The organism is Actinomycetospora rhizophila (genome assembly GCF_042657905.1).
GTDB classification, from domain to species: Bacteria; Actinomycetota; Actinomycetes; order Mycobacteriales; family Pseudonocardiaceae; genus Actinomycetospora; species Actinomycetospora rhizophila.
In genome coordinates, this window is sequence record NZ_JBHSKG010000015.1 from 85,071 (window position 1) to 106,385 (window position 21,315).

A 21,315-nucleotide genomic window follows, 5' to 3' on the forward strand; every position below is an offset into this window, starting at 1 on the left:
CTCACCGCTCGTCCTGCGGCACGGGACCGAGCGCCAGGGCGAGGAGCCGGTGGCCGACGATCGTCGCGGTGAGGACGCCCGGCGCGCCCTGCACGGTCACCCGCCAGGTGACGTCCTGGCCCACCAGCTCCTTGCGCGTGTCGTCGCGGACGACCGCGTCGGCGAGGAACGCCGGGAGGTCGGCGGGCGGCCGGATCGGGGCCTCGATCGTGATCGCGGCGCCGGCGAGCAGGTCACGCAGGGCGGCGACGTCGCCGTCGCTCCACGCCTGCTCGAAGCGCAGCGCGGCCAGGAAGACGTCGGCCTGGTAGCGCCCGCGGCGGCGCAGCTCGCGCAGGAAGGCGACGTCCCGGTTGATCTTCGACGCCGCGCCGAGGAACCCCGCCGCCGGTGGGCGGGCGAGCTCGAGCACGCGCACGGTCACCTGCCGGTAGCCGCTGGCCGCGGTCAGCGTGCCGGCCGCCAGGAGCTGGTCGATCTTCTCGATCGAGGCGAGCTCCTGGTAGAGCGAGAGGTTGCCGGCGAGCTCGTTGCGGCGGTCGGCGATGTCGAGGGTGGTGCGGGGCTCGTCGTCGCGCCGCGTCGGGTTGATCTGGACGACCCAGAGCTCGTCGGGGTCGTCGTCGAGCAGCGGGGCCACCGGCGGGTTCTGCGAGAACAGCCCGTCCCAGTACGCGCCGCCGTCGACGTGCACGGCGCGGAACAGGGTGGGGATCGCGGCCGACGCGAGCACCGTGTCGGGGGTGATGACGTCGCGGCGGCTGTCGAACGCCCGGAACGCGCCGCTGCGGACGTCGACGGCGCCGAGGACGAGCCGGGGGTCGTGCGCGTCGGTGTCCACCGTGAGCGCGGCGAAGTCGACGTGGCGGCGCAGGAGCCGGCGGAACTCCTCGCGGCCGTCGAACGGGGGCAGCAGCAGGTAGGGGTTCAGCGGCGGCGCGAGGCCCAGGCTCTGGGCGAGCCCCGCCCCGACGACCACGGCGTTGCCGACACGCTCGAGGGGCCCGCGGGCCGCGTTGTCCTCCCAGAAGGCCTCCAGCAGGGCCGGGATGCGGTCGCGGCGGTCCTCGCGCAGCGCCGTCCACGCGAGCAGCGCGTTGATCGCCCCGCCCGAGGTCCCGCTGACCGCCACGATGTCGTGGCCGTCGAACGCCCCGCGCTCGACGAGGCGCGCCAGGACGCCCGCGGTGAACGCGGTGTGGCTGCCGCCGCCCTGGAACGCCAGCGCGATCCTCATCCGCTCACGCTAGCGGTGTCCGATCCGCTCAAGAGCGACTGTCGGGGGTCGGGGGCACGATGGTGCCCATGGACGTCCTCGACCGCTTCTCCCCCGCCACGCGCGACTGGTTCACCGGCGCGTTCGCGGGGGCCACCCCCGCGCAGGAGGGTGCGTGGGAGGCGGTCGCGGAGGGGCAGCACGCGCTGGTCGTCGCGCCCACCGGCTCGGGCAAGACCCTCGCGGCGTTCCTCTGGGCGCTCGACCGGCTGGCCACCACGCCGCCGCCCGAGGAGCCCACGCGCCGCTGCCGCGTCCTCTACGTCTCGCCGATGAAGGCCCTGACGATCGACGTGCAGCGCAACCTGCGCTCCCCGCTCGCGGGGCTGGGCCAGGCCGCGCAGCGCCTCGGGCTGCCCCGCCCCGACGTCACGGTCGGCTCGCGCACCGGCGACACCCCCGCCGACGAGCGACGCACGTTCAACCGCACGCCGCCCGACATCCTGGTCACGACGCCCGAGTCGCTGTTCCTGCTGCTCACCTCGGCGGCGCGCGAGTCGCTGCGCGGCATCGACACGGTGATCGTCGACGAGGTGCACGCCGTGCTCGCCTCCAAGCGCGGGGCCCACCTCGCGCTGAGCCTCGAGCGGCTCGACGCGCTGCTCGACGCGCCGGCCCAGCGCATCGGCCTGTCGGCCACCGTGCGCCCGATCGACGAGGTCGCGGCGTTCCTCGGCGGCGGGCGCCCCGTCCGGGTGGTCGCGCCGGAGTCGACGAAGACCGTGCAGGTCCGCGTGGAGGTGCCGGTCGAGGACATGGCGGCCCTCGACAGCGGCGGCGACAACTCCTCGGGGCCCGGCGTCGAGGAGGAGGTCGAGGGGTCGGCGGCCGGCGCGGCGCAGCGCGCGTCGATCTGGCCCGCGGTGCAGGAGCGCATCCTCGACCTCGTCGGCGAGCACCGCTCCACCATCGTGTTCGCCAACTCCCGGCGGCTGGCCGAGCGGCTGACGGCGCGGATCAACGAGCTGGCCACGGAGCGGGCGCACGCGGAGGCCGAGCAACGGCCCCCGGTCGAGCTGGACGGGCCCGGCGACGACGAGGCCGACGAGCTGGCGCCGGTGATCGGGCCGTTCCCGGCGGAGGCGGTCGGGCAGTCGGGCACGGCCGAGCCCGCCGAGGTGATCGTCGCCCGCGCCCACCACGGCTCGATGAGCCGCACCCAGCGCACCGGTGTGGAGGAGGCGCTGAAGTCCGGGCACCTGCCGTGCGTCGTGGCCACGTCGAGCCTCGAGCTGGGTATCGACATGGGCGCGGTCGACCTCGTGGTGCAGGTCGAGGCGCCGCCGTCGGTCGCCAGCGGGCTGCAGCGGGTGGGCCGGGCGGGCCACCAGGTCGGCGCGGTCTCCACCGGCGTCGTCATGCCCAAGTACCGGGGCGACCTCGTCTCGTGCGCCGTCGTCGCCGAGCGGATGGCGAGCGGGGCCATCGAGGCGATGCACTACCCGCGCAACCCGCTCGACGTGCTCGCCCAGCACGTCGTGTCGATGACGGCGATGGAGCCGTGGTCGGTCGAGGACCTCACCGCGCTCGTGCGCCGCGCGGCGCCGTTCGCGGGGCTGCCCGACTCGGCGCTGGGCGCGGTGCTCGACATGCTCGCCGGGCGCTACCCCAGCGACGACTTCGGCGAGCTGCGCCCGCGCATCACCTGGGACCGCGTCACCGACCAGCTCTCCGGCCGCCCCGGCGCCCAGCGGCTCGCGGTCACCAGCGGCGGGACGATCCCCGACCGCGGGCTCTACACGGTGGTCACCCCGGGGTCGGGCGAGGGCGGCACCGGGGGCTCGCGGGTCGGCGAGCTCGACGAGGAGATGGTCTACGAGTCCCGCGTGGGCGACACCTTCCTGCTCGGCTCCACGAGCTGGCGGGTCCTCGACATCACGCGCGACCGGGTGGTGGCCGAGCCCGCGCCCGGCGTGCCGGCGCGGATGCCGTTCTGGAAGGGCGACGCGCTGGGCCGCCCGCTCGAGCTGGGCCGCGCGCTCGGGGCGTTCGTGCGTGAGCTCTCGGCCGCCGACGACGAGGCGGCCCGCGAGCGCGCGACGGCCGCCGGGCTCGACGAGAACGCGATCACCAACCTGCTCGCCTACCTGCGCGAGCAGAAGGAGTCGACACGCCACGTCCCGAGCGACCGCACGATCGTCGTCGAGCGCTTCCGCGACGAGCTGGGCGACTGGCGCCTCGTGGTGCACTCCCCGTTCGGCGCGCAGGTCAACGGGCCGTGGGCGCTGGCGATCGCGGCGCGGTTCCGCGAGACCCGCGGCCTGGAGGTGTCGGCGGCGAGCGCCGACGACGGCATCGTGCTGCGCCTGCCCGACGCCCTCGACGACGCCGGCGAGGAGATCCTGCCCACCGCCGAGGACGTGCTGCTCGACCCGGACGAGGTCGAGCAGATGGTCACCGCGGAGGTCAGCAACTCGGCGCTGTTCGCCTCCCGGTTCCGCGAGTGCGCGGCCCGCTCGCTGCTGCTGCCGCGCCGCGACCCCACCCGGCGCACCCCGCTGTGGCAGCAGCGCCAGCGCGCGGCGCAGCTGCTCTCGGTCGCGAGCCGCTTCGAGCAGTTCCCGGTGGTGCTCGAGACGATGCGCGAGTGTCTGCAGGACGTCTACGACGTCCCGGGGCTCACCGAGCTGATGCGCGACGTCCGCTCGCGCGGGGTGCAGGTCGTCGACGTGGCCACCACCAGCGCGTCGCCGTTCGCGCGCACGCTGATGTTCGGCTACGTCGGGATGTTCCTCTACGAGCTCGACGCGCCGCTGGCCGAGCGGCGGGCCGCGGCGCTCTCCCTCGACTCGGCGCTGCTCGCCGAGCTGCTGGGCTCGGAGGCGATCCGCGAGCTGCTCGACGGCGACGTGCTCGCCGAGATCGAGGGCCAGCTGCAGCGCACCGACCCCGAGCGCCACGTCCGCGACATGGAGGGCACCGCCGACCTGCTGCGCTTCGTCGGCGACCTCACCACTGCCGAGGCCGCGGCGCGCGGGGTCGCCGAGGAGTGGCTCCGGGAGCTGGAGTCGTCCCGCCGCGCGATCCGCGTCCGCGTCGCCGGCGAGGAACGCTGGATCGCCATCGAGGACGCCGGCCGGTTCCGCGACGCCCTCGGCGCGGGCCTGCCGGTCGGGGTGCCCGAGGCGTTCACCGAGCCGGTCACCGACCCCCTGGGCGACCTGCTCGCCCGCTTCGCCCGCACCCGCGGTCCCTTCCCGGTCGCGGCGCCGGCGCACCGTTTCGGGCTGGGCGTGGCCGTGGTCGGCGGCGTGGTCGACCGGCTGGTGTCGTCGGGGCGGCTGGTGCGCGGCGAGCTGCGGCCCGACGGCGCGCCGCCGCTGCCGGGCGTGCCCGCCGACCTCGCGGGCACCGGCCCGGACGTCTGCGACGCCGAGGTCCTGCGCCGCCTGCGCCGCGGCTCGCTGGCGCGGCTGCGTGCCGAGGTCGAGCCCGTCGAGCCGGCGGCGCTCGGCCGGTTCCTGCCCGCCTGGCAGGGGGTGGGGCGCCGCATCCGCCGCGCGCCCGGTCCCGACGACGTGCTGGGCGTGGTCGAGCAGCTGGCCGGCGCGCCGATCCCCGCGAGCGCGCTGGAGAGCCTCGTGCTCCCCGCGCGGCTCCCGGGCTACTCCCCCGCGCTGCTCGACGAGCTCACCAGCGCCGGCGAGGTCACGTGGACCGGCTGCGGCACGCTCGCGGGCGGCGACGGCTGGCTGGCGGTCGCGCCCACCGACCTCGCCGACCTCCTGCTGCCCGACGCCGAGCCCGACATGGTCGACACGCCCCTGCACCGCGCGCTGCTGGAGACGCTCGACGCGGGCGGGGCGCTGTTCTTCCGCCAGCTCGGCGAGCGCACCCACGCGGCGCTGCGCCAGGCCGGTGGGTCGGAGACCGACATGCCCGACGACGCCACGCTCGTCGCCGCGCTCTGGGACCTGGTCTGGGCCGGGCTCGCCACCAACGACACGCTCGCCCCGGTCCGGGCGCTCGTGTCCGGCGGGGGCTCGCGCGGTTCCGGCGGCGCGCGCGGCGGGGCCCACCGCCAGCGCCGGGCGCCGTCGCGCGGCCGCTACGCCCGGCTCGGCCGCGCCCCGATGCCCTCCCGGACGGGGCCCCCGACCGCCGCGGGCCGGTGGTCGGGGGTGCCGGCGCGCGAGGAGGAGCCGACCCGCCGCGCGCAGGCCCGCACGGAGGCGTTCCTCGAGCGCCACGGCGTGCTCACGCGCGGCGCGCTGGACACCGAGCGCGCCACCGGCGGCTTCGCCGGCATCTACCCGGTGCTGCGCGCGATGGAGGAGTCCGGGCGCGCGCGGCGCGGCTACGTCATCGAGGGGCTGGGGGCGGCGCAGTTCGCGGTGCCCGGGGCGATCGACCGGCTGCGGGCGGAGTCGCGCGACGACGACGGCGCCGGCGAGCCGACGGCCCTCGTGCTCGCGGCCACCGACCCCGCCCAGCCGTGGGGCGCGGCGCTGGAGTGGCCCGCGACCGTCGGGGACGGTTCCCATCGGCCCGGACGGAAGGCGGGCGCGCTGGTGGTGCTCGTCGACGGCGAGCCGGCGATCTACGTGGAGCGTGGCGGCAAGTCGCTGCTGAGCTTCACCACGTCCCGCGCGTCGCTGGCGGCCGCCGCGGCCGCGCTGGCCACGGCCGTGCGCGAGGGCTGGCTGGGCAGCATCGCGGTCGAGAAGGCCGACGGCTCGGGCGCGCTGGACGGTGTGCTGGCCGACGTGCTCACCGAGGCCGGGTTCCGCCACAGCCCGAAGGGCCTGCGGCTGCGGGCCTGACGCGGGGGCCTCACCCGCCGGCGGGGTGCCCGGTCGTGGGCCTCCACGAGCGCTCGAGCCGGCAGCCCGGCCGGTAGGGGTCGCAGCCGACCTGCGGGAGCCGGGCCGCGACCCCGCCGGCGGCGCGCTCGAGGGTCGCCGCGATCTCAGCGAGGAGGCCGTCCCGGTCGGCGTCCGGTGACGCGGCGAGCCAGCGCTCCCGGATGGTGACCTCCTCCTCCGGCTCCCACGGCTGACCGCTGCGGGCCGGACGGGGCGGACGGGCCGGGCGGGGCGGGCGGACCGGGTAGCGGTACGGGAACGGCACCACCGACCCGTCGTGGAAGCCGTCCGGATCGCCGTCGCCGAGGTCACCGCGCCGCGGCCGGTCGTCGACCCCGTGGAGGCCGCCGCGGGAGGGGCCGTGCCGGGACGGCTCGTCGCGCCAGGGCTCGAAGGTCCGCGCGTCGTGGACGTCGGCCCAGGAGGCCCGCACCGCGGCGACGAGGGCGCGGGCGGGGACCTCGAACGCCACCGTGTCCTCGGGGCCGCCGCCGGTGCCGGGTGCGGGCCGCAGCTCGAGGCGGGCGTGCTCGCCGACCACCTCCACGGTGACCGTGTGCGCCCCGGCGTCGATGTGCAGTGCGTGGATCGTCATGACCGCAGGGTCCGGTGCGGCGTCCGCCGGTGCGGGCGCTTCGGTGCAGCCTGGGGACGGAGCCCGGCGCGCGTGGGCCGGACGGCGCACGACGCTCCGGCGCCCGCCGCAGGGTCGGACCCGGGCCGGCCGGCCGCGGTCCACAGGGGACCTCCCCGTGCGCTCCCGCGGCGCCCACGGCAGGCTGGAGCGCGCACCGTCCCGGACCCGAACGACAGTCGAACCTGGGGAGAGCATGGCGCTGGCGTGCCCGACGTGTCAGGAGTCCGCCGCCGAGTACCTCGGCATGGCCGACGACGGCCGCAACATGATGCGCTGCACGGCCTGCGGGCACGAGTGGGTCCTCGGCGCCAAGCCGGTCTCGCCGCGGGCGGTCAGCCAGACCACGCGGTCGCGCAGCACCGGCTCCACCAGCAAGAAGTCCGCCACGACCAGCCGGCCCCCGACGCGCTCGTCGACGAGCGTGACGGGGTCGGCCGGCCGGACCGCGGGCACGCGCGGGCCGGTGCGCGAGCGGGAGCGGCGCCCGCTCGAGGACGTCGAGACCGCGCGGGCGCGGTTCACCGCGACCGCGGACATGGTGCCGCCCGAGCGCTGGCGGATCATCGAGGCGCTGCGCCGGGAGTTCCTCACCGACTTCCCGCACCCCGACGAGGAGGCCGGGCGCTACCGCGACGTCTACCGCCAGGCGTTCGAGGCCGACGCGCTGCCGTACACGACGCCGGTCGCGCTCAAGGACTTCGCGAACAGCAAGGTCGTCGCCCGGCCCGGGAACATGAGCCGGTTCAACGACGAGTGGCGGGCGCTGGGCAACGTGCGGGCCGCCGAGGCGTTCCGCGGCGTCGTCGACCACCTGCTGCGCGGCGAGGACCCGCCCGCCCCGGAGGACCGGCTGACCGAGCTGATCACCTCCGACGACGCGCCGGCGATGCCCGGGTTCCGCGAGGCGATGCTGACCCGCGTCCTGTGCATCGCCGAGCCGGAGCGCTTCCTGCCCATCCTGATCTACACCAGCCCGGCGGGCGGCAAGCGCGAGATCGCCCGGCAGGTGTTCGGGATCGAGCTGCCGTCCCCGGAGACGACGTCGCAGACCATCGGGCGGCTCGCGTACTGGAGCAACGACCTGCTGGTCGAGCTGATCGGCAACCGCTTCGTCGACCTCGACCACGCCCGCCAGTTCCTGTGGTGGGTCAAGGACCATCCCGACCTGGCGTGATCAACGGGGACTTCGGACGCCTAGAAGCAGCGAACAGCGCGTTCGCGGCAACCCCCCGCGCGCTCAGAAGGCGATGACGTACAGGCCGTAGGCGACGATCGCGACGACGGCCGCGAGGCAGGCGACCGCGACGGCGGTGCCGGCGCCCGGGCTCAGGGTCGGCGTGCCGTCCTCCGGTCCCCCGGGCCGGGGACGCTCGCGCGCCGAGAGCCCGACCAGCGCGAACGACACCAGCACGACGACGGCGACGCCCGCGGCCAGGGACACCGCGACGACGAGGCCCAGCGACCCCCAGTCGATGCTCATGACCTCTCCTAGCGCGCCGCGACGGCGGGCTCGGGGCGGACCGCCGCGTCGTCGTCGACGTCGTTGACGTTCTCGGCCGTCACCGGGCGCAGCCGCGACGCCGCCCAGATCCCGGCCGCGAGCGCGATCGCGACGACGGCGACCAGAACGGTGCCCACGGTGCCGGTGGACGAGACCCAGGCCGCGACCGCGCCGACGGCCGCCGCGGCCGGCAGGGTCAGCACCCAGGCGATCGCCATCTGGCCCGCCACGCTCCAGCGCACCACCGCGAGGCGACGGCCGGCGCCGGCCCCGAAGATCGCGCCCGTGGCCACCTGGGTGGTCGAGAGCGCGAAACCGAGGTGCGACGAGGTGAGGATGACCGCGGTGGTGCTGGCCTCGGCGGCGAAGCCCTGCGGCGTCTCGATGTCGCTGACCCGCCTGCCGAGCGTGCGGATGATCCGCCAGCCGCCGAGGTAGGTCCCGAGCCCGATCGCGAGGCCGGCGGAGAGGATCACCCAGAACGGCGGGCCGGAGTCCGGCGCGAGCACCCCGGCGGTGATGAGGGTGAGGGTGATGACGCCCATCGTCTTCTGCGCGTCGCTCGTGCCGTGGGCGAGCGCGACCATCGAGGCCGACGCGACCTGGCCGACCCGGAAGCCCCGCTTCACCGTGCCGTCGTCGGCGCGCGCGGTGGTGCGGTAGGCCAGCCAGGTCGCGATCAGCGCGGTGATCCCGGCGAGGACCGGCGACACGATCGCGGGCAGGATGACCTTCGAGAACACGGCGCCGAAGTCCACCGCCCCGAGCCCGGCGGCCACCAGCGTGGCGCCGATCAGCCCGCCGAACAGGGCGTGCGAGGAGCTCGACGGCAGGCCGAGCAGCCAGGTCACGAGGTTCCAGATGATCGCGCCGATGAGCCCCGCGAAGATCACGACGGGCGAGATGCGGGTCTCGTCGACCAGCCCGCTGGAGATCGTCCTGGCGACCTCGACGGACAGGAACGCGCCGACCACGTTGAGGACGGCGGCGATGAGGACGGCCGTCCTCGGCGTCAGCGCGCGGGTGGCGATGGAGGTGGCCATCGCGTTGGCCGTGTCGTGGAAGCCGTTCGTGAAGTCGAACACCAACGCCGTGATCACCACGACGATGACGATCAAGGACAGGTCCACCCGCTTCTCCCCTTCAGCCGGGCCCGCGGCCACGCTAGGTGTGCCTCGCGAACGGCGGGAGAACGACAGGTCAAGAGACCTTTACCCGAACGAGGGATGACGATCCGGAGAACGATCACACAGACGGGTTGACCTGCGGCGTCGCGCCGTGCTCCCGGCGCAGCGGCGTCCGTCGCGATCGCGGAACGTGACGTACGCGTCAGCCCGGACTGCCGTCCCGGAGGCCCATGAGGGTGTCGACCAGGTCGTCACCGAGGTCCTGGGTCGATCCGCCGTAGGCGAGTCCCGCCTCCCGGTACCAGGCGGGCGGCGCCTCCGGGTGCGGGCCGCACAGCGCGATCCGGCCCGCCCCGCAGGGCGCGACGACCGCGGCGATCGACCCGTTGGTGTACTCGGCCAGCACCGTCATCGCGGACCGGGCACGGCGGCGCGGGACCATGAACCCGCCGTCCTGGAAGTACATGGCGCGGGGGGTCCCGCGCCACAGGACGGGGACGACGGCCGGGTCGTCGGTGGTCACCGAGGCGCCCGGGGACGAGTAGTACTCGTCGACCCGGCCCGGGAAGAGGTCGAAGTGGCCGGGCTCCGCGAGGAACCCGCCCATGCAGACGCCGAGGTAGAAGCCGCCGTCGGACACGAAGCGGCGGATCGCGCGCTTGTCCCGCTTCTGGCGACGGAACGCCTGGTCGTCGTCGCCGTCGGCGCCGGGCTGGGCGTAGAGCACGACGTCCGGCCGGGACAGCGCCTCCTGCACGGAGGTCCTGCCCCGGGGCCCGGCCGTGATCACCTGGAAGCCCCACCGCGTCGCGGCGAGCATCGCGGCCAGCGCGCCGGTGTCGTCGCCGTCGCGGGGTCCGGTGGCGTCGTCGCTGTACACCACCGCGACCGGCCGGGGGCCGCGGTGTCTCCACCAGCTCACGGCGGCACCGTCCCGGTCCGGGCGGTGCGCCACGGCGCCGCCGGGTTGCCCCGCCAGGTGCTGCCCGCGGGGACCTGCTCGCCCTTCATCAGGAAGGAGTCCGCCTCGAGCACGCTGCCCTCGCCGATCGCGGTGCCGTGGTGCACGAAGGCGCCGACGCCCAGGCAGCTGCGCGACCCGACCGCGATCCGGTCGGAGGTGAAGACCCCGTCCTCGAGCGAGTGGCCCTGGAGCACGGTGTCGGCGTTGAGGACGACGTCGTCGCCGAGGGTCACCAGGCTCTTCTCGGGGATGACGCACCCGTCGTCGAAGAGCCGGCGACCGACGCGCAGGCCGGCGAGGCGCCACAGGAGGTTCTGCCACGGGGTGCCGGGCAGCGGCGGCGTCGTGAACAGCTTCCAGAGCCGCTCGTGGCGCCAGAACGCGCGCTCGTAGAGCGAGAGCTGCCGGGGCCGCAGGGAGCGGAAACCGAGGCACGCGCGTTCCAGCAGCACCGAGGACGCGAGCAGGAACAGCGCGACGCTCACCAGCCCGCCGGTGAAGGCCCACTCGAGGAACCGCGGGTGGAAGGGCATGGCGAGCACGACCAGCAGCAGCGCCACCGCGTCCTGCACCGCCCACGCGAGCAGCACCACGGCGACGGTCAGCGCGTTGTGCCGGTTCTTGCCGCGCAGCCGGCGGCGCAGCTCCCGGGGGCGGTCGGCGACGTCGAACCGATCGCCGGGCGGCCGTGCCGAGGACCGCGGGATCTCGACGGGCGGCGACCCGAGCAGCCCGACGTCGTGGCGCACCGGTCCGTCGACCGGGACGAGCACCTTGGTGGCCAGCAGGCAGTTGTCGCCGACTCGGGCGTCGACGGGGAACGCCACGTCGTTGCCGAGGAAGGTGCGCTCCCCCACGGTGACCCGGCCGACCCGGAAGGCGGTGGCGGAGAACTCCGTGTTCATCACCGACAGGCCGTCCGAGACCACGGTGCCGGTCCCGATGCGGGTCGCCAGGGGCGTGTCCTGCCGCAGCTGGGTGCCGAAGTTCGAGCCGGTCTGCTCGACGCGCGAGAGGTCGTAGCCCAGCGTGCGCAGGTAGGCCGTGACGAAGGAGCTGTCGCCGAGCAGCACGACGAACAGGCGCGCGTTCGTGATCCTCTCGGTGGTGCGCCGGGCGACGTCGGCCAGCCCGTAGAGCGGGCGGACGCGGCCGGGCCGCACGAGCGGCGCGAGCAGCCGGGGCACCACCGCCATCGCCGCCAGCCGCAGCAGCACCACGGCCAGCCCGGCCGCGACCATGACCGCGAGCATCGCCAGCGGGATCCGCCAGCCGAGCGTGGCCGGCCACGTCGGCTCGAGCAGGCTCAGCCAGAGCGAGGCGTGCGCGAGCGCCACGACCAGCAGCGTCAGCCCGCCGCAGGCCACGACGAACAGGGCGGCCAGCTGCAGGAGGCAGAAGACGGCCGCGCGCAGCCGGCGGGCCGGCAGGGTGGGCACCGGGCGGGGGCGGGCGGTGGTCGGTTCGGCCGGGGAGCCGTGCCAGGTCTGCCCCGCCGGCACCACCACGCCCGGGTGCAGGGCCGAGCTGTGGTGCAGGCGCGCGCCGTCCTCCATGCGGGTGTCGACGTCGAGGACGGTCTTCTCGCCGACCAGCACGTCCGCGCCGAGGGTGACGCGCCCGGTCTGCAGGCGCCCCGGCACGGCCCGGTACCCCGTGAACGACGCGTCCCGGTGGATCACGGTGCCCGGTCCGATCGTCACGAGGTCGGTGGCCACGGGGACGGTGCGCGACAGGATGAGCACGTCGCGCCCGATGCGGGCGCCGAGCGCGCGGAGGTGCAGGACGTAGAGCGGCGAGCCGACGAACAGGGTCAGCGGGCTCAGCCGGGTCAGGGTCCGGACCACCCAGAAGCGCAGGTGGTCGAGCCCCCAGAGCGGGATCTCGCGGCACGTCCACCGCCCCACGAGCACCCACTTGACCACGACCGGCGCCACGCAGAGCGCGAGGAGCGTGATCGCGGTGAACACCGCTCCCCGCGCCACCACGCCCCGGAGATCGGCGGCGTCGGGCACCCACCGGTACGCGGCCTCGAGGACCAGGGCCACGACGTGGACCCCGGCCAGCAGCAGCACCAGCTGCGCCAGCGCGGTCAGGGCGTAGCGGAGACCGGGGGCGCGTCGCGCCGGGACCCGGTCCGGCGCCGGGGCCGGCTCGCCGGCCGGGGCGGCCGCGTCGAGGGCCAGCGCCAGCGCCCGCAGCGACCGGTGCTCGTAGACGTCCCTGGTCGAGACCGGCGGCGGGTGCGGCGTCTCGCGCAGCCGGGCGGTGAAGCGGGCGACGAGCAGCGAGGTGGCCCCGATCTCGTCGAAGACGTCGGCGGTCACCGAGACCTGCTCGGTGTCGACGACCGCGGCGAGCGTCTCCGCGAGCACCCGCTCGGTGGCGGTGGCCGCGGGCACGTGCTCCCCGACGACGAGGCGCCCGCCGGTCGGGGGCGGGAGGTTCTTGCGGTCGGCCTTGTCGCTGGTGGTCATCGGGATCGCCGCGAGCTGCTCGAGGTAGGCCGGGACCATGTACGGCGGCAGCTGCTCGCGCAGGCGCGCGAGGACGTCGGAGGGGTCGACGGCCTCCCCCCGGCGCACCGTGTAGTAGCCGACCAGCTCGACGGTGCCGGGCTCGGGCTCGTGGGTGTCGACGACGGCGGCGGCGACACCGGGCACCGCCAGCAGCACCGACTCGATCTCGGTCAGCTCGATGCGGTAGCCCCGGACCTTGACCTGCAGGTCGATCCGGCCGTGGTACTCGACCTCGCCCCGGTCGTCGATCCGGCCGAGGTCCCCGGTCCGGTAGATCCGGCCCGAGGGGTTGGCCGTGATGCGGTGCAGGTCGAGGAAGTCGGGGACGAACGCCTGCTGCGTGCGGTCCTCGCGGTTGACGTAGCCCCGCGCCAGCCCGACCCCGGCGATGCCGATCTCCCCGATCTCGCCGCGGGGCAGGGCCCGCCGCGGGTCCTCGGGGTCCAGGACGACGACCGAGTAGGTCGGCAGGGGGACCCCGATGGTGACCGGGCGGTCGGGGTGCAGCACGGTCCAGGTGGCGGTCACCGTGGTCTCGGTCGGCCCGTAGACGTTGAGGAAGCGGCGGTCCGGCCGGTGCCAGCGCCCGATCAGGTCCTGGGGGCAGGCCTCCCCCGACACCAGGAGGAACCGCAGCGCGGGCAGGTCGTCCTCGAGGGTGGCGAGCAGCGTCGGCACGCAGCACAGGGCCGTCACCCGCCGCGCGGTGAGGAACGCCGAGAGGTCGGCCCCCAGCAGGGCGGCGCCGGGCGGCTTCGGCACGAGCGTCGCCCCGGCGGCCCACGGGACCCAGATCTCCTCGACCGAGAAGTCGAACGCGATCGTCATGCCCTGGTAGACGCGGTCGTCGGGCCGCAGGCCGTAGACCTCGGCCGCCACCCGCACGAAGTTGCAGACGCTGTGGTGGTCCACCGCCACGCCCTTCGGCCGTCCGGTCGACCCCGAGGTGTAGATGATCCAGGCCAGCGCCTCGACGGGGTCGCCGCGCTCGTCGGGACCGAGCCGCCCGCCGGGCAGCCCGCCGATCGCGCCGGCGTCGTCGTCGACCAGCACGAGGTCGGCCGACAGCCCGTCCAGCCCGTCCACCCGGTCCCGGGCGGTCGACGACGACAGCACCGTCGTGACCCCGGCGTCGGCCACGATGTAGGCGATCCGGTCGCCGGGGAACCCCACGTCGAGCGGCACGAACGCGGCGTGGACCTTCGAGACGGCCAGCATGCCGACGTAGGAGAGCACCGGCCGGTCGACCAGCAGCGCGACCCGGGCCCCCGCGCGCACGCCCCGCCGCAGGAGGTGGCGGGCCAGCCGGTTCGCCCGGGCGTCGAGCTCGTCGAACGTCAGCGCGACGTCGCCGGCGTCGACCGCGAGCCGGTCGCCGTGCCCCGCCGCCCGGAGCCGGTCGGCCTGCTGCTCGAACAGCTCGTGCAGCCGCTCCCCCGCGCACCGCGCCCCCGGGGCCCGGCGCGGACCGCGGACCACGTGGCCCTCGGCGACGAGCACCGCGGCGCGGTTCGCGTGCTCGGGCCGGATGACCAGGGCGGAGCACGGGCGGAAGGGCGGTGCCGCGGCGGGCACGGTGACCACCGTGGTCGCGGCACCGGTCGCCGCGCCCGCCGCGGGCGCCGTCGTCGTCACCGGACGCTCTCCCCCCGCGGGTGCGCCCCGTCGGCGTCGACCGGGTCGAGGGCGGGCACGGGGATCGGGACCACGTCGGCGACGGGAGCGGGCACGGCCGGGCCGAGGAAGGTGTCGTGCAGGAGCCGGACCGCGTGCGGCACCCGCGCCGCGTCGACGTGGACCGAGACCCGCCCGGGGGTCACGGTCAGCAGGAACGCCTCGATGCCCGCCCCCTCGAGCGCGCGCAGCGCCCGGCAGGTGATCTCCGGCTTCCGCGCGATCCCGGTGCTCACCACGCTGACGGTGCCGAGGTCGTCGTGCACCCGGACGCCCCCGTCGGCGGCGCCGAAGGCGGCGTCGATCTCCGCGGGGTCGGTCCCCGGCGCGGTGAAGCGCACCTCGCTCCCCTGCCGGACCAGCGCCCCGACCGACGCGCCCCGCGCCGCCAGCACCGACGCGACGTGGGAGGGGGACACGTCCGGGACGGCGTAGAGGCGCTCCTGGTGGCGGTGGGCGAGCCCGACGACGTCGAGGCTCTCGAGGCGCGGGAGCTCCCGCCGGATCCAGGTGCCGCTCTCGTGGGTGAAGCTGGAGCGCAGGTGCACGTCCACGCCCTGGGCCGCGGCCAGCTCCACCGCGCGGGGCTGCAGGACCCCGGCGCCGCCCTCGGCCAGCTCGAGCATCTCCTCGTGGCCGACGGACTCCAGCGGGCGGGCGTCCGGCACGAGGCGCGGGTCGGCGGTGAAGACCCCGGGCACGTCGGTGTAGATGTCGCACCGGTCCAGCCCGAGGGCGGCGGCGACCGCGACCGCCGAGGCGTCCGAGCCGCCCCGGCCCAGCGTGGTGACGTCGCCGGTCTCCGACACCCCCTGGAAGCCGGTGACCAGCACGATCGCGCCGTCGTCCAGCTCGGCGGTGATGCGGTGGGTGGGCACGTGGCGCAGCCGCGCGTTGGAGTGCGCCCCGTCGGTGACGATGCCGATCTGCGCGGCGTTGAGCGACACGGCCCGGCACCCCAGCTCGTGGATGGCCATCGCCGCGAGGGCGCACGAGATCGCCTCGCCGACCGAGAGCAGCGCGTCGAGCTCGCGCAGCGACGGCTGGCTGCTCATCGTGTAGGCCCGCGCGCAGAGCTCGTCGGTGGACCGGCCCATGGCGGAGAGCACGGCGACGACCCGCAGACCGTCGTGGTGCGCGGCGACCATCCGCTCGGCCACCGCGCGCAGGCGCTCGTGGTCCGCCACCGACGTCCCGCCGAACTTCCACACCACCGTGGCGGGCGGGGTCGGGGGTCGCAGCAGGTCGGGCATGGCGTGCTCCACCTCGATCTCCTCCGCGCTCAGGCCGGCTGCGGGGCCCGGGCGGGACGACCCGCGAGCACGCACCCGGCGAGCAGGTCCAGGCCGTGCTCGAGGAGGTCGTCGGGCGTGGTGAGCGGGGCGAACACCTTGAGCACCTCGCCCCGGGGCCCGGCCCGCTCGATGATCAGCCCGGCGTCCACGCAGGCGCGGGTCGTCCGGGCGGCCAGCGCCGGCTCGACCTGCACGCCCTGCATCAGCCCGCGTCCCTTGACCCGCGCCCCCGGGAGCTCGTCGGCCAGGGCGGTGAGCCGCTCGGTGACGAGCCCCGCGCGGCGGTGGACGTCATGGGTGAAGGCCTCGGTGGACCAGAACTTCCGCAGCGCCACGGTGGCGGTGACGAACGCGTGCGCGTTGCCGCGGAACGTCCCGGTGTGCTGACCCGGCTCCCAGAGGTCGTACCCGGGCCGGACGAGCACCACCGACATCGGCAGGCCGAAGCCGGAGAGCGACTTCGACAGCACCACCGCGTCCGGGACCACGCCGGCGGCCTCGGTGCTGAAGAAGGTGCCCGTCCGCCCGCACCCGGCCTGGACGTCGTCGACCACGAGCAGCGCGCCGTGCTCGCGGGCCAGCCCCGCCACCCGCCGCAGCCACCGCGGGGACGCCTGGTCCAGGCCGCCCTCGCCCTGCACGGTCTCGAGCAGGACGGCGGCGGGCGGGTCCACCCCGCTGGAGGGGTCGGCGAGGACGGCGGCGAGGAGCTCCGCGGTGTCGGTGCCGGGGCCGAGGTAGCCGTCGTAGGGCATCCGCGTGACACCGCCCAGGGCGTTGTGCGGCGCCATCCGCATCGTGCTGTTCGCGGTCGCCGCCAGGGCGCCCAGGGAGAGGCCGTGGAAGCCGCGGGTGAAGGCGATGACGTTCGTGCGGCCGGTGACCTTGCGGGCGAGCTTCAGCGCCGCCTCCACGCCGTTGGCGCCGGTCGGGCCGGTGAACTGCACGTGGTGGTCCATGCCGCGCGGCGCCAGAACGAGGTCCTCGAACGCCTGGAGGAACCCGCGCTTGGCGTCGGTGTACAGGTCGAGGCCGTGGGCGATCCCGTCGCCCGCGATGTACTCGAGGAGCGCGACCTTCATGTCCGGGTCGTTGTGGCCGTAGTTGAGGGCGCCCGCGCCGGCCAGGAAGTCGACGTACTCCCGGCCGTGAACGTCCCGGACGAGGCTGCCGCGGCCGCCGGCGAGCACGACGTCGACGCCGCGGCAGTAGCTGCGGACCACGGACTCCCGACGCTCGAAGATCTGGTTGTCCGCACCCGCGACCATGGCTCCCCCTCGGACGTCGTCGTCCCGCGATCAGCAGGCTCACGAAGGTAGGGCGGCGCCGATCGTGGCGGCATCGCCCACGTGCATCAGTCGCCCTGCTCGGATGAGGGATCTCCGCGGCGTCGGGACGGCCCCGGTGTCCGCCCCGTGACCAGGTGAAACCGCTCCGTCGACGACGGTGGCCCCGCGGGTCGGCCCGCGTGCCCGGCGGCGCGTGGCGCCCACAGCTCGAACCCGCTCTGGCGGGCGATCCGGAGGGCCTCGAGCCGGTTGTGCACGCCCAGCTTGCGGAAGATCCGGTTGGTGTGGCTGCGGACGGTGTTCTCCGAGAGGTCGAGGTGATCGGTGATCTCCCGGCCGCGGCTGCCCTGGACCAGGCACGCGAGGACCTCGCGCTCGCGCTCGGTGAGGTGCATGAGCGGGCCGCCGCCGGTCGCGGCGTCCCGCAGCTCGACGGCGAAGCGCCGCAGCACGTCGCCGAGCACGGCCGAGGGGTACACGGTGTGCCCGTCGGCCACCACGCGCAGGACGTCGACGAGGTGGTCGGCCGTGACCTGCGGATGCAGCCACGCGGCCACGCACCGGCGGGCGGGGCTCACGGCGTCCTCGGGGTCGACGGTGTCGGACAGGACGGCGACCCGGGCCCGGGGCGCCGCGTCGGCGAGCGTGTCCACCAGCGCCGACCAGTGCCCGACGATCGAGCGGGCGTCGATGAGGAGCAGGTCGGGCCGGCGGGTGCGCACGGCGTCGGCAAGGCGCTCGTCGCCGCTGCGGCGGTGGGACAGCACGAAGCCGTCCGGCTCGCGCGCGAGCCGGACGCGCAGGGCGTCCGCCAGCATCTGCTGGTCGCAGACCAGCTGGACCCGGATGGGGTGCACGTGCAGCACGGTAGGAAGCGGCCCGGGAACGGGCGTCCCTCATCTTGGTGAGAGCGGTCGGGCGAAATCGACACATCGTCACCACATCGGACATATGTGATGACCATGACGGCGTAGCTAGCATGGTGCGCCACCGCGGGCAAGAGGACGAGCGGTGACGAGCGTGGGGATTCCGGGGGGAACCATCATGGTCGATGTCATGATCGGCGACGGTCACGTGCTCTTCGCCGACCTGCTGTCGGAGGCCCTGGCCGAACGCGGCTACGAGGAGCCGGAGGGGGTCGGCGACGCGGAGGCGCTCATCGCCGAGGTGCGGCGACGACGTCCGCCGGTCTGCCTGGTCGACCACCGCTCGCTGGAGTTCGGCCGCGGCCGCCTCCTCGACGAGCTGGTCGCTGCGGCGGGCGGCCACACCAAGGTCGTCGTGGTCAGCTGCGGGCCGGCGGGTCACCGCGGGGACACCGCCGGCGCGCTGGGCGTCGACGGCGTCCTCGACAAGCGCGCCGGCCTGAGCACGCTGCTCGACGCGCTCCGGCGGGTCCTGGACGGCGAGGTGGTCACCGTGGTCGCGGGCCGCGACGGCGCGCCGCGCTCCGGTGAGGCGCGCCGGCTGCGCCAGCGGGCCGAGAGCCTCACGGCGCGCGAGCGGGAGTGCCTCGCCCTGCTCGTCGACGGCGCCACGACCGAGCAGATCGAGCGGACCCTGCACATCTCGGTCATGACGGTGCGCAGCCACGTGCGCTCGCTGCTGCGCAAGCTCGGGGCGCACTCCCGGCTCGAGGCCGCCTCGCTCGCGGTGCGCTACGAGCTGGTGGGAGAGCACGGCGCCTCGCGGGCCGGCTGAACCCGCGCATCAGCCCGAGGAGCCGACCCAGCCCAGGCGCGTCGACAGGTCCTCGGCCGCGGCGCGCAGGTCGGGCACGATCGCCCGCGCCCGGCGCCGCGGGAGCCGGTAGGACGGGCCGGCCGCGCTGAGGGCGGCGACGACGTCGCCCGCCGCGCCCCACACCGGGACGGCGACGGCGTGCAGGCCGACCTCGAGCTCCTCGAACGAGCGCGCGTGACCCTCGTCGACGACGCGGGCGAGCTCGGTGCGCAGCGCGGCCGGCTCGGTGATCGTGGACTCGGTGAAGCGGGGCAGGCGACGGCGCAGGAACGCCCGCCGTTCCGGGTCGCTCATGTAGGCCAGCAGCACCTTGCCGGCCGAGGTCGCGTGCAGCGGGGTCCGCCGGCCCACCCAGTTCTGCGTGGTCACCGACGCGGTGCCGAACTCCTGGGTGACGTTGATGGCCGCCTCGCCGTCGTGGATGGCGAGGTTGACGGTCTCCCCCACCTGCTCGGCGAGCTGCTGGCAGGTCGGCTGGCCGAGGCGGGCGATGTCCATCCGGCCGGTGGCGGACGCGGCGAGGCGCACGACCCCGAAGCCGAGCGCGACGCGTCCGCGGTCGCCGAGCTGCTCGAGCATCCCGCGGCGCGCGAGGGCGGCGACGAGCCGCGAGGCGGTGGACTTGTGCACGCCGAGCTCCTCGGCGAGCTCGGTGATGCCGACCTCGCCGCGCGCGGCGACGACCTCGAGAGCCGTCACCGCCCGGTCGACCGAGCGGACGAGCGACGGCTCGCTCCGCCCACGTCCGGTCTCGTCGGGATCACCGTCGGTGGCCGTCATCGATCCCCATCCTCTCCGATCGGGCGCGCCCGGCCGGGGAGCGGGGGTCCGTCGTGGTCGAACCGGCGCCGCTCGGGTTGCGTGATCCGCAACCCTACTCCGTGTCAGCGCGTCTGGCGCTGGTCACGCGGGGGGACGCCGTTCGGCCCACCGAGATCGACCGCATAGGTGCCGACCCCCACGGCGAGGGCGTCGAGCATGCGGTCGAGGGCGACGCGGTCGATGTTGGCGAGCGTGTCGCACGCCTGGTGGTAGCAGGCGTCGTACGGCGCGCCGGCCTGCCCGCCCCAGCGCGTCGCCTGCTCGGGGGTCTTGATCTCCTCGGCGCCGCTGAAGAGCCCCCCGGACGCGATCCCGGCCTCCACGAACGGCCCGTAGTCCGACCGGCCGTCGAAGTCGGTGCCCTGCGGCTGGGCGCCCGCGGCGGTCAGCGCGCCGGCGAGCGTGCGCTCGATGCCCTCGGACCCGCGGGGCCCGGGCGGCGCGCCCTGGCGGTCGGAGTCGTCGCCGTCGTAGACGAAGTAGGCCGGGTTCGGCGAGCCGAGCATGTCGGCGTTGAGCAGCACGGCGATGTCGCGGCGCGCCTCGGGCGTCAGGCCCTGGACGTAGGCCGTCGACCCGAGCAGCCCGACCTCCTCGGCGCCCCACCAGGCGAAGCGCACCGCGTTGGTCACGGGCGGGGCGCCGCCGAGGCGCACGGCGATCTCGAGCTGGGCGGCCGAGCCGGAGCCGTTGTCGTTGATCCCCGGCCCCTCGGGCACCGAGTCGAGGTGGGCGCCGGCCATGACGACCTCGTCGGTGCGCCCCGTCGTGGTCTGGGCGACGACGTTGCGCGTGGTGATCGTCTGCGACTGCGTCACCAGGGTGACCGTCGCCGGCTGGCCCGCCCGGGCGAGCAGCGCGTCGAAGTCGGGCTGCACGAGGCCGCCGGTGGGCAGGCGGCCCTCGGCCACCGAGCCGAGGGTGCCGCCGAGCGGGCCGGGGACGTTGTTGCCGACGAGCACGGCCGCGGCGCCGACCTCGGCGGCGACCTGCTGCTTCTGCGTGAACGTGCAGGCGCCCCGGCGGACCAGCAGCACCGCGCCGCGGGCGGGGAGGGTCGCGTAGTCGGTCGCCTCGCAGCCCGGTGTCGGGTCGCCCGGGGCGTCGGGCGCCACGACCAGCGGGCCGGTGACGCCGTCGGGCGGGGTGGTCGGCGAGTAGGTCAGGGCGGTGACGGCCGGGCCGGGCGCGCCGCCGACCGTGAGCGTCTGTGCCTGGGCGGCGAAGGTGTCGAACGGGAAGCTCGGCGTCTCCACCGTGTAGCCCGCCGCGCGCAGCTGCCCGGCGACGTACTCGACGCTCGCGTCGTAGCCCGGCTGCCCGGAGGCGCGGTTGCCGCCGTTCGCGTCGGCGATCCGCTGCAGCTCCTCCAGCCGCGCGTACGCGCCGTCGCCGGTGACCTGCTCGGCGAGGCGCCGGGCCAGCCCGGGGTCGCCGGTGGGCGCCGGGGCGGCCGACGGCGAGGACGCGGGCGCCGCCTGGGGCGCCGCTCCCCCGCCGGGCCCGCTCCCGCAGGCCGCGAGCGCGAGCAGGGCGCCGAGAGCGAGGGCGGTCACGGCCCGCGTCGCGATCATGCTCACGGACCGTAGCGGATGACATCGGGCGGTGTGACACGAACCATGCGCAGGGGTGCACGGAGGCACGGACCGAGCGGATTCACGCC

The 21,315-nt window shown here is 75.7% G+C and carries 14 protein-coding genes; 3 read left to right on the forward strand and 11 right to left on the reverse strand.

Annotation, left to right across the window (positions count from 1 at the left end):
- Position 1: 1 nt before the first annotated feature.
- Positions 2–1,237, reverse strand: coding sequence for a patatin-like phospholipase family protein (locus tag ACFPK1_RS24015; RefSeq protein WP_378023479.1), 1,236 nt, complete (start codon positions 1,235–1,237; stop codon positions 2–4).
- Between the two features lie 68 nt (positions 1,238–1,305).
- On the opposite strand from ACFPK1_RS24015, the gene ACFPK1_RS24020 reads away from it, so the two are divergent.
- The gene (locus tag ACFPK1_RS24020; RefSeq protein WP_378023480.1) at positions 1,306–6,039 is read left to right on the forward strand and encodes an ATP-dependent helicase; all 4,734 of its coding nucleotides are present in this window, start codon (positions 1,306–1,308) and stop codon (positions 6,037–6,039) included.
- Between the two features lie 10 nt (positions 6,040–6,049).
- Here ACFPK1_RS24020 and ACFPK1_RS24025 read toward each other — a convergent pair whose 3' ends face one another.
- Entirely contained in the window at positions 6,050–6,676 is a 627-nt protein-coding gene (locus tag ACFPK1_RS24025) for a hypothetical protein (protein WP_378023481.1), read from the reverse strand.
- A gap of 235 nt (positions 6,677–6,911) precedes the next feature.
- On the opposite strand from ACFPK1_RS24025, the gene ACFPK1_RS24030 reads away from it, so the two are divergent.
- Positions 6,912–7,892, forward strand: coding sequence for a hypothetical protein (locus ACFPK1_RS24030; RefSeq protein WP_378023482.1), 981 nt, complete (start codon positions 6,912–6,914; stop codon positions 7,890–7,892).
- Between the two features lie 63 nt (positions 7,893–7,955).
- Here the strand turns inward: ACFPK1_RS24030 and ACFPK1_RS24035 are convergent, their stop codons facing one another.
- From ACFPK1_RS24035 to ACFPK1_RS24065, 7 genes are all read right to left on the reverse strand, one after another.
- Entirely contained in the window at positions 7,956–8,198 is a 243-nt protein-coding gene (locus ACFPK1_RS24035; RefSeq protein ID WP_378023483.1) for a hypothetical protein, read from the reverse strand.
- Positions 8,199–8,206: 8 nt separating this feature from the next.
- Positions 8,207–9,349, reverse strand: coding sequence for an inorganic phosphate transporter (locus tag ACFPK1_RS24040; protein WP_378023484.1), 1,143 nt, complete (start codon positions 9,347–9,349; stop codon positions 8,207–8,209).
- A 199-nt stretch (positions 9,350–9,548) separates the two neighbouring features.
- The gene (locus ACFPK1_RS24045; protein ID WP_378023485.1) at positions 9,549–10,268 is read right to left on the reverse strand and encodes a hypothetical protein; all 720 of its coding nucleotides are present in this window, start codon (positions 10,266–10,268) and stop codon (positions 9,549–9,551) included.
- On the reverse strand, positions 10,265–14,464 hold the full coding sequence (locus ACFPK1_RS24050; protein ID WP_378023486.1) for a Pls/PosA family non-ribosomal peptide synthetase: 4,200 nt from the start codon (positions 14,462–14,464) through the stop codon (positions 10,265–10,267). The genes ACFPK1_RS24045 and ACFPK1_RS24050 overlap by 4 nt, the downstream gene beginning before the upstream one ends.
- Positions 14,461–15,768, reverse strand: a complete 1,308-nt coding sequence (locus ACFPK1_RS24055) for an aspartate kinase (protein ID WP_378023487.1) — start codon at positions 15,766–15,768, stop codon at positions 14,461–14,463. The genes ACFPK1_RS24050 and ACFPK1_RS24055 overlap by 4 nt, the downstream gene beginning before the upstream one ends.
- Positions 15,769–15,785: 17 nt before the next feature.
- Positions 15,786–17,066 carry an aspartate aminotransferase family protein gene (locus tag ACFPK1_RS24060; protein WP_378023488.1) on the reverse strand — a complete coding sequence of 427 codons (1,281 nt, stop codon included), beginning with the start codon at positions 17,064–17,066 and terminating at the stop codon, positions 15,786–15,788.
- 86 nt (positions 17,067–17,152) lie between these two features.
- Positions 17,153–17,944: a response regulator transcription factor gene (locus ACFPK1_RS24065; RefSeq protein WP_378023489.1), complete on the reverse strand. Its 792-nt coding sequence runs from the start codon at positions 17,942–17,944 to the stop codon at positions 17,153–17,155.
- A gap of 199 nt (positions 17,945–18,143) precedes the next feature.
- Between ACFPK1_RS24065 and ACFPK1_RS24070 the strand changes: the two genes are divergently transcribed.
- Positions 18,144–18,788 carry a LuxR family transcriptional regulator gene (locus ACFPK1_RS24070; protein ID WP_378023490.1) on the forward strand — a complete coding sequence of 215 codons (645 nt, stop codon included), beginning with the start codon at positions 18,144–18,146 and terminating at the stop codon, positions 18,786–18,788.
- Between the two features lie 9 nt (positions 18,789–18,797).
- Here the strand turns inward: ACFPK1_RS24070 and ACFPK1_RS24075 are convergent, their stop codons facing one another.
- Both ACFPK1_RS24075 and ACFPK1_RS24080 read right to left on the reverse strand, forming a co-directional pair.
- Positions 18,798–19,610: an IclR family transcriptional regulator gene (locus tag ACFPK1_RS24075; RefSeq protein WP_378023491.1), complete on the reverse strand. Its 813-nt coding sequence runs from the start codon at positions 19,608–19,610 to the stop codon at positions 18,798–18,800.
- A 104-nt stretch (positions 19,611–19,714) separates the two neighbouring features.
- Complete coding sequence (locus tag ACFPK1_RS24080; protein WP_378023492.1) at positions 19,715–21,226, reverse strand: M28 family peptidase; 1,512 nt, start codon at positions 21,224–21,226, stop codon at positions 19,715–19,717.
- Between the last annotated feature and the right edge of the window lie 89 nt (positions 21,227–21,315).

Excerpts from the sequence above, each read along its gene's own strand:
- ACFPK1_RS24070 (WP_378023490.1), top strand. The coding sequence starts at position 18,144 with ATGATCGGCGACGGTCACGTGCTCTTCGCCGACCTGCTGTCGGAGGCC.
- ACFPK1_RS24025 (WP_378023481.1), bottom strand. The coding sequence starts at position 6,676 with ATGACGATCCACGCACTGCACATCGACGCCGGGGCGCACACGGTCACC.
- ACFPK1_RS24015 (WP_378023479.1), bottom strand. The coding sequence starts at position 1,237 with ATGAGGATCGCGCTGGCGTTCCAGGGCGGCGGCAGCCACACCGCGTTC.
- ACFPK1_RS24020 (WP_378023480.1), top strand. The coding sequence starts at position 1,306 with ATGGACGTCCTCGACCGCTTCTCCCCCGCCACGCGCGACTGGTTCACC.
- ACFPK1_RS24030 (WP_378023482.1), top strand. The coding sequence starts at position 6,912 with ATGGCGCTGGCGTGCCCGACGTGTCAGGAGTCCGCCGCCGAGTACCTC.
- ACFPK1_RS24035 (WP_378023483.1), bottom strand. The coding sequence starts at position 8,198 with ATGAGCATCGACTGGGGGTCGCTGGGCCTCGTCGTCGCGGTGTCCCTG.
- ACFPK1_RS24075 (WP_378023491.1), bottom strand. The coding sequence starts at position 19,610 with ATGACGGCCACCGACGGTGATCCCGACGAGACCGGACGTGGGCGGAGC.
- ACFPK1_RS24060 (WP_378023488.1), bottom strand. The coding sequence starts at position 17,066 with ATGGTCGCGGGTGCGGACAACCAGATCTTCGAGCGTCGGGAGTCCGTG.
- ACFPK1_RS24080 (WP_378023492.1), bottom strand. The coding sequence starts at position 21,226 with ATGATCGCGACGCGGGCCGTGACCGCCCTCGCTCTCGGCGCCCTGCTC.